The sequence below is a fragment of the Pseudoalteromonas arabiensis genome (assembly GCF_001550155.1).
Lineage (GTDB): Bacteria > Pseudomonadota > Gammaproteobacteria > Enterobacterales > Alteromonadaceae > Pseudoalteromonas > Pseudoalteromonas arabiensis.
Genome location: NZ_LRUF01000019.1, coordinates 42264 through 53725, shown reverse-complemented (window position 1 = coordinate 53725; position 11462 = coordinate 42264). Strand labels below are relative to the sequence as shown.

Genomic DNA, 11462 nt, shown 5'->3' with positions numbered 1-11462 from the left:
ACATTTTATTCTTGATGCCAAAATGGCATACCGAGCGTCGGCGTTGATGGGCTTGCTACGTCTTTCTCTGGCATCGCTTTGGCCACATAGCTATACCGCCCCGCCTCTACAGCACTCTTAAACGCTTTACTCATCGTCACTGGGCAACCTGCACCTGCAATTGCCGAATTTAATAATACGGCATCATACCCTAATTCAAGCGCTTGGCAGGCATGAGATGGTAAACCTAAGCCTGCATCAACAATTAAAGTATGGTTTGGCAAGCGCTCACGGATCATTTTTAAGTTGTAAGGGTTCAGCAAGCCTTTACCCGTGCCAATCGGTGCGCCCCAAGGCATAAGTACTTCGCAGCCTAAATCAGCTAAGCGCTGACACAGTACTAAATCATCAGTGCAATAAGGTAAAACTTTAAAGCCATCGGCCAATAAGGTTTTAGTGGCTTCGAGCAGTGCGATTGGATCGGGCTGTAAATTATATTCATCACCAATCAGTTCTAACTTAATCCAGTCAGTGGTAAACACTTCTCGGCACATTTTCGCCAAGGTCACCGCTTCTTTCACACTATGGCAACCCGCCGTATTTGGCAGCACTTTTAACCCGGTATTTTTTATCAATTGCCAAAAATCATCACCCGCAGCAACGCTTTGCTGACGTCTTAGTGAAACGGTTACAATCTCAGCCTGTGAGGCCACTATCGAATCCTGCATAACACTCGGTGAAGGATACAATGCTGAGCCAATCAGTAAACGACTGGAAAATTGTTCACCATAAACCGAAAAACTATCCATCTTAGCCTCCTTGAATTGGCGACAATAGCTCAATGCTGTCGCCTTCGTTGAGGGTTTTAGCGTCACACTGGCTGCGCGGCACAAAGTCACCATTAACGGCAACGGCAAATGGCGGTCTTGCGCCAAATTGACTTAACGCCTGAGTCAGCGATGTATTATCATTCACTGTAACTGACTGACCATTAATTAAAATATTCATTTTTATCCTTAAGCAATTAAGCTCACTGCATCATCGACCACCTGAGGCGCAAGTAAATAGCCATGACGGTATAAGCCATTAATGCAGATCACTCGACCTTGTTTTGTGACTTTCGGGCGGTTATCTGCAAACGCTGGACGAAGCCCCGATTGCAAGCTCTCGATACGCCCTTCAGCAAAGCCGCTATGCACCGTATAAGCAGCAGACAATAACTCCAGCGCCGAGCGTACGGTGACTTTACCTCGGTCTTGCGATTCGATTTCAGTCGCACCAATCACAAATTGATGATTTGGCTTAGGAGCAATATAAATTGGGTAACGTGGATGCATCAGACGTATCGGTCTGGTTAGGTTCACCTCTGGTGCATATAAACGCGCCACTTCCCCTCTTACTCCACGCAGTAAAGGTTCAGATTGTTTAGCACCTAAGCCGCGGCAATCAAACACATAATCATAGCTTTGCCCATTCACTTGATGGGCGTTCAATGCAACTTTACAGCCAAAGTTAAATTGCACTCCTTGCGAGGTAAGCTTTTTAAAACTAGCGCCATAAAATGCCTGATTATCGAGTTGCCCTTCACAAGGTAAATACACACCTTGATGGAACCGCCCAGCTAGCTCTGGCTCAAGGTCAGCGATTTGAGTGCCAACCAATGTCTGTGCTTGATAGCTTTCAAGCGGTTTTAAGCGACTCACAAAACTGTGTAAATCGCCCTTATCTTGCTGATGAGCAACCACCAAGCTGCCTGTTTGTTGAAAATACACAGCGTCATCAAGTTCACTTAAAATTTGCTGCCAACGAGTGATGCTATTAAGCCCTTGTAGGGCTAAATCCTGTTCACACAGGACTGATTCAGCAAGGGGGGCTAACATCGCTGCAGCAACGCTACCAGCACTGTTGCTAGCATGTTCATCATCTTGCTCAAACACCGTAACTTGATGCTGCTTACTTAACGCCAATGCAGCTAAGCGTCCCGTTAAGCCAAAACCAATCACTGCAATGTTGTAAGACATATTAACCTCAGCCTTAAACGATAAGATTTAAGCAAATAGCGCGATATAAAATCGCGCCTACAACTAGCCTAAACTGCTTTGTGGTATATCTCAGAGCCTGTTTTTTTGAACTCATCTGATTTCGCTTTCATCTCGGCTTCGACATCAACCATTTTGATTTCGATGCCCTCACCTAAGGTATTAAAATCAATCCCTCTTTGCTCAAGATCTTTGGCATAATCACGTACTTCTTGAGTGATCTTCATTGAGCAGAATTTAGGACCACACATAGAGCAAAAATGAGCTATCTTGCCCGATTCTTGCGGCAGCGTTTCGTCGTGATATTCGCGAGCACGTTCAGGGTCTAAACCGATGTTAAATTGGTCGTGCCAACGAAACTCAAAGCGCGCTTTTGATAATGCGTTATCGCGCTCTTGCGCCCCAGGGTGGCCTTTTGCTAAATCGGCGGCATGGGCAGCAATCTTGTAGGTGATCAAACCTTCTTTAACGTCTTCTTTGTTTGGTAAGCCTAAATGCTCTTTCGGGGTTACATAACACAGCATGGCGCAGCCGTACCACGCAATTTGCGCAGCGCCAATACCTGATGTGAAATGATCATAGCCAGGAGCAATATCCGTGGTTAATGGGCCAAGAGTGTAAAACGGTGCTTCTTCGCAGTGTTTTAGCTGCTCTTCCATGTTCTCTTTGATCATATGCATTGGCACATGGCCTGGGCCTTCGATGAATACTTGCACATCATGTTTCCAAGCAAGTTTGGTCAGCTCACCTAAAGTACGTAATTCGCTGAACTGGGCTTCGTCATTGGCATCGGCAATAGAGCCTGGGCGTAAGCCATCCCCTAATGAGAAACACACATCGTACTGTTTTAAAATTTCACAAATATCTTCAAAGTGAGTATATAAAAAGTTTTCTTTATGATGCGCTAAACACCATTTCGCCATGATTGAACCACCACGCGAAACAATACCGGTCACACGCTTTGCGGTCATTGGCACGTAACGCAATAATACCCCAGCATGAATAGTAAAGTAATCAACACCTTGTTCTGCTTGTTCAATCAAGGTATCGCGGAAAATTTCCCACGTTAGGTCTTCGGCAACACCGTTTACTTTTTCAAGGGCTTGATAAATCGGCACGGTACCAATTGGTACTGGTGAGTTACGTACCACCCACTCACGGGTTTCGTGAATATAGCGACCCGTTGATAAGTCCATTACCGTGTCAGCGCCCCAACGAGTCGACCACACCATTTTTTCTACTTCTTCTTCGATTGATGAAGTGACCGACGAATTACCAATATTCGCGTTCACTTTAACTAAGAAGTTTCGGCCAATAATCATCGGCTCAGTTTCTGGGTGATTGATGTTGTTAGGAAGCACGGCACGACCACGGGCAATTTCATCACGCACAAATTCAGGGGTAATAAAATCAGGAATGCTAGCGCCAAACGATTCGCCTTTGTGCTGGGCTGCGAGTAACTCTTCACGAATTTTTTCGCGTCCCATGTTTTCACGGATCGCCACATATTCCATTTCAGGCGTCACGATACCTTGTCGCGCATAATGCATTTGGGTAACGTTTTTACCCGCTTTGGCACGGCGGATCTTTGGTAGATGTTCAAAGCGGATATGATCTAACCCTTCATCTGCCATACGCTGCTGAGAAAATTGCGACGTCACTGAGTCTAAAATTTCAGTGTCACCACGCTTTTCAATCCACTTTTCACGATACTTTTCAAGACCTTTACGTACATCAAGTTGAAAATCAGGGTCAGTGTATGGGCCCGAAGTATCGTAAACACGAATTGGCGCATTGGGTTCAAATACGGGGTTCTCTTCAGTACCACCGATAAAGGTATCGCTGAGGGTGATTTCACGCATTCCCACACGTACGTTTTCTTGTGTGCCTTCAACATAGACTTTATGTGAGTTAGGAAAAGGTTGACCGGTTAGGTTGTAAATATAATCTGATGCAGCCGCACGTGTTTCGCGGCGAGACGGTTTAGTTGGTGTGTTTGACATGACTTACCTCATTGCTTTAAGGGTTGTCTTGTCAGATATTGCAAGTGCAATAGAGAGTGGCAAACGCCATTGGATCGTTAGTAAGATAAACACTTACTGTTGCAGCCTATGCCGCTTATGCCCCTATATTTGGCGCACAAGCGCCTAGTGAGGCAGCTTGTTCCCTACGCAGGTGTTAGCCTGATCAGGTTCACGGATCCCGCTTTCGCGATCTCAGCCTTATTAAAGGCACTCCGACAAGTTTAAATTCGTTGTTTTATAAAAACACAATGAGTGTACGTGAGTTAAAAAATAGCTGCAAGCTAAGCGTTTTAGTTTTTAACGATAAAAGTGAAGTGATGCTCGCCTTGTAACACCAACTTTTCATCATTCAGTGAAATTGCTGCGCCTTGCTTTAAAGTCATTAATAATTTCTGTTCTAGCTCATCCACTTTTTCACCGCATGACTTACGAGTCATACCTAGCTTATTTACTTTCAATGTGTCTTCGACGAGCTGCCCTTCACCAAAAAATTTATTACAGCCCGCAAAGCCATTGATTTGCATGGCTTCAATAAAACGCATTGATGCACTTTGTGACACAGGGATAGATAAACCATTTATTTTTGATAGCTGCCATTGTGTGTATTTTAAGTGTTCGCTTGACACGCTCCCAGTTGATGAGCATCCCACACAAAATAATACAAAAAGAATTGGCAAGGCGACTAGCTTCATATGTTTTTCGACTTTATTTTCAATTTAGTAATGATAACAATATTTAACGTGTTTGATCGTTAAAAAAACATGTTTTATCTGTAAAAAAATGTTCTAAGCTAGCTCTTTATAGAACAACACGGGTTATTTGAATAACTTATCGATTTCTTCTGGTAAAAAAGGACGACCTTTTTCATTAACTGACGTGCCAATTACAAATGCTTGCAGCATAACTTTATCATCATATTTACGATAAATAGTTTGTCTAAAAGCAAACTTTAGTCGACTAACTCGCTCAGGTTCTACCACAACATAAAATTCATCGCCAGGTACTAAAGAGGCTTTGTAATCCATTTCACTGCGAAGCACTACAAGATTCACTTTTTCTTTGGCTAATTTTGCAAAATCGATATCTTTAGCATGTAAAAACTCATGACGTGCGTGCTCAAGATAATTAAAATACACACTGTTGTTAACAATGCCTTGTAAATCGCACTCATAATCTCGCACTTTAAAGTCAACTTTAAAGGTCATAGTCGTATTCCTAATCAATTTACGTATAATTGCCTGCGTTTATATCATAAATACCTAAACAACCTAAAGATTCACTTTGTTTGGGTAGCAATAGCCATTTGGCCAGCAGGCTTGCTAGAATAGCAGTCCCTAAAATGGAGTTAAGAACCGCATGAAACGACGTTTATCATTATTATCTGCTGCTATTTTGCCATTATTTGCAGCATCAACAATCGCTTATGCTGAAGACGGTGAGCTAGAAAAAATTTTAGTCACTGGTGATTTCCAAAAAGAAAGTATTCAAACACTTAGCGCCAGCGCCAGCTTATTTTCTGATCATGAGATCAATCAGCGAGGCGCTAAGTTTTTAGATGAGATGCTAGCAAGTGCCGCGAATGTAAACTTTACGTCTGGCGCATCACGTGGTCGTTATGTGCAAATTCGTGGTGTTGGTTTACGCTCACAGTTTGTTGACCCAATTAACCCATCCGTAGGTTTGGTGATCGACGGTATTAACTACTCTGGCCTTGGTGGTAGTTCATTATTATTTGATGTTGACCAAGTTGAAATTTACCGTGGACCACAAGGCACACGCTTTGGTGCTGATGCACTTGCCGGTATGATTCAAATGGAATCAGCGGCACCAACCCTTGATCCAAGTGTAAAAGTGCAGCTTGGCGCAGGTAACTACAACAGCTATGAGGCAGGTATTGCTGCCGGCACGGGTATTACCGACGACACCGCAGTGCGCGCCAGCATTTATCAACGAGAGTCTGATGGTTATGTTGAAAACCGTTATTTAAATAAAGATACCCAGCAACAAGACGAGCTCGTTTCTCGCTTTAAATTACACAGCCAGCTAACAAATAACTTACGCACAGAACTGAGTGTTCACTATATTGATATTAATAATGGCTACGATGCATTCACACTCGATAATAGCCGTTACAGTGTTGCTGATGAGCCTGGCGAAGATAACCAAGAAAGCATTGCAGTTGGCCTTGCCAATACGTACACCGGCTTCGATTTATTTGATGTAAGCCTTAATGTGTCAGGTATCGACAGTGAGCTACTTTACAGTTTTGACGAAGATTGGGTGTGTAATGATGAAGCTCAGCCAGAGCTTTGCGCCGCAGGTTTACATGAGTGGGGCTATAGCTCAACAGATACTTACTTGCGCGATCGTAAAGATCAAGCGGCCGAACTGCAATTTAATAGCAAGTCTGGCGAATGGGTAGCGGGCATTTATTATCAAGGTCGTGAAGTTGATTTAGAACGCCAATACACATGGCTGACACAACCATTTACCTCAAATTATGAAACCAGCAACATCGCTGCATATGGTCAAGTAGCAACCCCTATAGGACCAAAAACAACCTTAATTACGGGTCTGCGCGTTGAGCAATACCAAGGCGACTACATTGATAACAATGGCTTTATTGAAGAAACCGATGATGTCATGGTAGGTGGTAAGCTTGCACTTGAATACCAAGTGATTGATCGCACCATGATCTACACCAGTATTACTCGTGGCTACAAAGCGGGCGGTATTAACTCTGAAGCACTGGCAAAAGCAAAAGATGAAGGCTTAAATCTAGATGCTGATTTCTTTGCGAATCACACATCATTTGCCCCTGAATATTTATGGAGCGGTGAGTTTGGTGTGAAAGGCAGCTCACTTGACGATAGATTTGTATTACGCCTCGCCGCTTTTTACATGTATCGCGAAGATATGCAGCTAAAATCATGGCAAGTTGAAGGTCAAAAGTTCACAGGCTATATCGATAACGCAAGCTCTGGCGAAAACTACGGTTTAGAAATTGAAGGCAGCTTCCAAGCCACCGATAATCTGCTACTCACTGGTAGTGCGGGTTATCTACACACTGAAATTAATGACTTTGTTGCACAATCAGGCCTTGATCAAGATGGTCGTGACCAAGCACAAGCACCTAAATACCAATATGCATTCACTGCGCGCTATAACTTTACGCCAGCACTTTACGCATCAATTGGTGTAGAAGGCAAAGACGATTACTACTTCTCTGATAGCCACAACTCAAAAGCGCCAAGCACTAATTTAGTGAATGCTTCGTTTGGTTATGAAAGTGATAATTGGAGCATTAATGCATGGGCACGTAACTTATTTGACGAAGACGTACCAACTCGTGGTTTTGAGTTTGGTAACGACCCATTAGATGGTTACGCGACTCACACATACACACAACTTGGCGAACCTATGGTTGCCGGTGTGACATTTATTTACGAGCTATAAACCGTAGGCGCGACTTTATGTCGCGCTTTTAAAATCAACGAAAATCGCGGGGGAAACCCGCTCCTACAATTAAGCCCTTTCAACATCAAAGGCAATCACGTCTTTAATCTTTTGCTTTTTGGTTGCCAGCATAATGAGTCGATCAATTCCCAGTGCCACACCAGCACATTGTGGTAACCCATTTTCAAGTGCAGCTATTAAACGCTCATCCATTGGCACTTGTTTTAAGCCATTCGCTTCACGGTATTGATTATCTTCTTTAAAGCGAGCAGCCTGCTCTTTAGCATCCGTTAGTTCATTAAAGCCGTTTGCCAGTTCCATATTTTTAAAATATAACTCAAAGCGCCCTGCTACCCGCTCATCATGCTGGCAAATTTGTGCAAGAGCGGCTTGCGAAGCCGGAAAATGATAAACAAAACAAGGCTTTTCTTGGCCAATCGTTGGCTCTACCTTCATACAAAATAATAGCTGCAACAAGGTATCGCGATGTGTTTCATGCGCAGCAATATCGGCAAAGCCCTGCTCCGTTGCTAGTTGCTGTAATGTGCTGATATCAGCCGTTAAAGGGTCTACAGCTAATGCATTAATAAAGGCTTGCTGATAAGTTAGTCGCTCTGCGGGTTTTACGCCGAGCACTAATTGCATAAGCTCATCCATTTCATCCATAAGCGCAAATTCATCAAAACCAGGGCGATACCACTCAAGCATTGTGAATTCAGGGTTATGATGGCTTCCTGCTTCTTCATTTCGAAATGCTTTACAAAGCTGAAAAATAGCACCAGAGCCCGCAGCAAGTAAACGCTTCATGGCAAACTCAGGCGACGTTTGTAAATACAATGGCAAGCCACCAGCATGGCCTGGGCCAACAAACTCTGTGCTAAATGTGGCTAAATGCACATCGGTTACACTGGCAGCACTAAGGCTGGGCGTTTCAACCTCCATCACATCACGAGTGTAAAAAAACTCACGAATGCAGCGAATGATTGCAGCGCGCTCGCGTAATGTTTCAATATCGGCGCTTGGTTGCCAAAGGACATTAGACATAAAGTGATTCCCAAAAAAAATCCCAGCAGAAGCTGGGATTTTATAATAAATTGCTTAATTAAGCCTATTACTTAACACGGCTCACGTATTCACCGCTACGTGTATCAACTTTGATCACTTCGCCGATTTGAACGAATAGAGGAACACGAACAACAGCACCTGTGCTTAATGTTGCTGGTTTACCGCCAGTACCCGCTGTATCACCTTTTAGACCTGGATCTGTTTCAGTAATTTCTAATTCAACAAAGTTTGGTGGTGTCACAGCGATTGGGCTACCGTTCCAAAGTGTGATTGTACACACGTCATTTTCAACTAACCATTTTGCATTGTCGCCAAGCGCTTTTTCATCAGCAGCGATTTGCTCAAATGTTTCGTTGTTCATAAAGTGCCAGAACTCACCGTCAGTGTATAGATACGCTAAATCTGTATCCATTACGTCTGCACCTTCAACTGTTTCACCTGACTTGAATGTTTTTTCTAGTACTTTACCTGTGATAAGTTTACGAATACGAACACGGTTAAACGCTTGGCCTTTACCTGGTTTTACCATTTCATTTTCTAAGATGCTGCAAGGTTCGCCGTCTAACATAATTTTTAGGCCGCCCTTGAACTCATTGGTGCTATAATTCGCCATCGTTTCCTCTGTCTAAATAATTTCGAGTAATCTACGTGTCAATGATACAAAGAAATGAAGTAAATTTGCATAAAAACTGGCAAAAAGAATTGGCAAATGTTGTCACTTGCCCTGAACGCTTGCTAAAAATGCTAGGATTATCAAGCAAAGTAGACGAAAAAGACCTCAAAGCACGCAGTCTTTTTCCTGTCCGCGTGCCGCAGCCTTTTATCAAAAAAATGCGTTATGGCGACATCAACGACCCACTTTTGCTGCAAGTGATGCCAAGGCACCAAGAATTTTTAGCACAAACAGGATACGACAAAGATCCATTAAAAGAGCAAGATAACGACCAACCTGGTTTATTACACAAGTATCGCTCTCGTGTTTTGGTCATGTTTAAAACAGGCTGTGCGGTCAATTGTCGTTATTGTTTTAGACGCCACTTTCCGTATCAAGAAAATCAATTGAATAAGCGCAGTTTAATTGAAGCCCTCGCCTATATAAAAGCAGATACCAACATCAACGAAGTTATTTTAAGTGGTGGCGACCCATTAATGGCCAAAGACGATGCTGTTAGTTGGTTTATGGATGAGTTAGAACAGCTTCCACAAATTAAACGCCTACGTATTCATAGCCGCTTGCCTGTGGTGATCCCTGCAAGAATTACCGATGAGCTGTGTGCCCGTTTTGCAGCATCACCTTTAAAAGTGGTGTTTATCAACCATATTAATCATGCAAACGAAATTGATGATGACTTTAAAGCTGCTATGCAAAAGCTAAAAGTAGTGGGGGTCACTTTGTTAAATCAAGCGGTGTTATTAAAAGATGTGAATGATACAGCAAGGGCGCAAATAGCCCTCAGTGAGGCTCTATTCGATGCTGACATACTGCCCTATTACTTGCACCTACTCGATAAAGTGGAAGGGGCGAGTCATTTTGATATACCTGAGCAACTAGCAAAACAAATAATGTCAGACATGCTAGCAGCATTACCTGGGTTTTTAGTACCCAAACTAGTTAGAGAGATCGGTGGCGAAAAAAGTAAAACTCCTATCGACCTCAATCTAGTTTAGTTACACATATACGTTTATGTTATTACCCAACGTTGCGGTTACAGACTTTGCAGGTGTTTGTGCGGCGCTCGAATTTACTGCAGCACCTTCAATAAGAGCAAGTGCAGCAGCGCCTTCAGCTTTTTGCTGTTTTTTTGCAAGAGCAGCACTATAAAGCTCCGCACTTTCACCACCGCCACTCATTGCCGGTAAATTTGATCCTGATATATTCATAGTTCACTACCTGACTTTTTATAACAATCCACGTACTATATCGGCATTGCAGTCTAAAGCTTTAGGAAAAAAATGGATTCAATTATTGAACAACTCAATGCTAACCTAAAAATCGTTTATCGTCAGGCACTTGATGCCGATAAAAAATTAGATGATTTACAGCAGCAAGGCCATGGCAAATTCAAAGCCTTATTTGCAAAAGATGCAGGCTTTGATTTTGAAGCCAAACGCTTTAAACCTTATGTTCTCGATGTTGCTGCTGATGTAGTAAGCTTAAGCAACGACGGGATGGACGAAGAAAAACTGAAAAAAACAGTTATTAAGCTTCAACAGTTATTACAACTGTTAGCGACGTTTAAGTAACGTAGAAGCCTCTATTTCATTTGTTGTAAATAGAGGCTATCGCGCGAAATAAATTTCACGCCTACATCAAACGTAGACGTCAAGCTTGCTTGGCCGTGCCTAACTGATGGCTGACGGCTTACAGCTTTTAGTGATTACTCGCCAAGGTTTAATGATGGTAATAGCTCATCTTCAAACCAATCAGTGATCAAACGTTTATCGTAATAATAGGCTTCATCACGGCCCATTTTCATACGATCCATAAAGCCCATGTCCTTGAGTTTTACATCGCTGGCCTCGCTTAATACCTTGCCACTTTTGTCTGTCACTGAATAATTTAAATCGATTCTAGGAAAATAAATTGGCTTAATAATGCGCAGTTCGTTCATCGAACCAAAACGAACATCACCAGCAAGATCAAGATCCGTCACCTCAACATTAAGCGTATACCCTTCTGGTAGTTTTTCAGCAAGCTTGCTAAAGTGTTTTTCAAGGTTGTTCGCTACGCTTTTATGAAATGATCCTTTAGTTGAGTTATTCCCTGGGCGTACATCCCGATAATCATCAAAGTCGTGCCATTTTACCGTTGCCTCTCCCGCATAGGTGAAGGCTGGCAATACAAATATCATAGCGAGAGTTATTTTCTTTAATGTATTCATCTTTCTCTCCATCGAAA

General features: G+C 42.8%; 13 protein-coding genes and 1 riboswitch. Of the genes, 3 read left to right on the top strand and 10 right to left on the bottom strand.

Translation table 11 applies throughout. The features are described from left to right. Window positions 1-5: 5 nt before the first annotated feature. The 6 genes from PAARA_RS08030 to PAARA_RS08005 form a co-directional block, all read right to left on the bottom strand. Entirely contained in the window at window positions 6-788 is a 783-nt protein-coding gene (locus PAARA_RS08030; RefSeq protein WP_062568529.1) for a thiazole synthase, read from the bottom strand. A 1-nt stretch (window position 789) separates the two neighbouring features. After that, complete coding sequence (thiS, locus tag PAARA_RS08025) at window positions 790-987, bottom strand: sulfur carrier protein ThiS (RefSeq protein ID WP_171041525.1); 198 nt, start codon at window positions 985-987, stop codon at window positions 790-792. An 8-nt stretch (window positions 988-995) separates the two neighbouring features. Continuing rightward, the gene (locus PAARA_RS08020; protein ID WP_062568528.1) at window positions 996-2000 is read right to left on the bottom strand and encodes an FAD-dependent oxidoreductase; all 1005 of its coding nucleotides are present in this window, start codon (window positions 1998-2000) and stop codon (window positions 996-998) included. Window positions 2001-2068: 68 nt separating this feature from the next. Next, entirely contained in the window at window positions 2069-4021 is a 1953-nt protein-coding gene (gene thiC, locus PAARA_RS08015; protein ID WP_062568527.1) for a phosphomethylpyrimidine synthase ThiC, read from the bottom strand. 144 nt (window positions 4022-4165) lie between these two features. Next, a riboswitch (TPP riboswitch) is annotated at window positions 4166-4267 on the bottom strand. Between the two features lie 65 nt (window positions 4268-4332). After that, complete coding sequence (locus tag PAARA_RS08010) at window positions 4333-4734, bottom strand: META domain-containing protein (RefSeq protein WP_062568526.1); 402 nt, start codon at window positions 4732-4734, stop codon at window positions 4333-4335. 123 nt (window positions 4735-4857) lie between these two features. Next, window positions 4858-5247: an acyl-CoA thioesterase gene (locus PAARA_RS08005; protein ID WP_062568525.1), complete on the bottom strand. Its 390-nt coding sequence runs from the start codon at window positions 5245-5247 to the stop codon at window positions 4858-4860. Window positions 5248-5398: 151 nt separating this feature from the next. Here PAARA_RS08005 and PAARA_RS08000 point away from each other — a divergent pair, with 151 nt between their 5' ends. Beyond that, on the top strand, window positions 5399-7498 hold the full coding sequence (locus PAARA_RS08000) for a TonB-dependent receptor (protein WP_062568524.1): 2100 nt from the start codon (window positions 5399-5401) through the stop codon (window positions 7496-7498). Window positions 7499-7567: 69 nt separating this feature from the next. Here PAARA_RS08000 and epmA read toward each other — a convergent pair whose 3' ends face one another. Both epmA and efp read right to left on the bottom strand, forming a co-directional pair. Beyond that, a complete protein-coding gene (gene epmA / locus PAARA_RS07995; RefSeq protein WP_062568523.1) occupies window positions 7568-8542 on the bottom strand; it encodes an elongation factor P--(R)-beta-lysine ligase in 975 nt (324 codons plus the stop codon). Window positions 8543-8609: 67 nt separating this feature from the next. Next, window positions 8610-9176, bottom strand: a complete 567-nt coding sequence (gene efp / locus PAARA_RS07990) for an elongation factor P (RefSeq protein ID WP_062568522.1) — start codon at window positions 9174-9176, stop codon at window positions 8610-8612. Between the two features lie 41 nt (window positions 9177-9217). On the opposite strand from efp, the gene epmB reads away from it, so the two are divergent. Next, window positions 9218-10231 (top strand): EF-P beta-lysylation protein EpmB, encoded by a 1014-nt coding sequence (gene epmB, locus PAARA_RS07985; RefSeq protein ID WP_062568521.1) that lies wholly within the window; start codon window positions 9218-9220, stop codon window positions 10229-10231. Here the strand turns inward: epmB and PAARA_RS07980 are convergent, their stop codons facing one another. Then, entirely contained in the window at window positions 10232-10444 is a 213-nt protein-coding gene (locus PAARA_RS07980; RefSeq protein WP_062568520.1) for a hypothetical protein, read from the bottom strand. 72 nt (window positions 10445-10516) lie between these two features. Between PAARA_RS07980 and PAARA_RS07975 the strand changes: the two genes are divergently transcribed. After that, window positions 10517-10807 (top strand): hypothetical protein, encoded by a 291-nt coding sequence (locus PAARA_RS07975; protein ID WP_062568519.1) that lies wholly within the window; start codon window positions 10517-10519, stop codon window positions 10805-10807. Between the two features lie 134 nt (window positions 10808-10941). Here the strand turns inward: PAARA_RS07975 and PAARA_RS07970 are convergent, their stop codons facing one another. Next, window positions 10942-11445: a DUF3016 domain-containing protein gene (locus PAARA_RS07970; protein WP_062568518.1), complete on the bottom strand. Its 504-nt coding sequence runs from the start codon at window positions 11443-11445 to the stop codon at window positions 10942-10944. Window positions 11446-11462 lie beyond the last annotated feature (17 nt).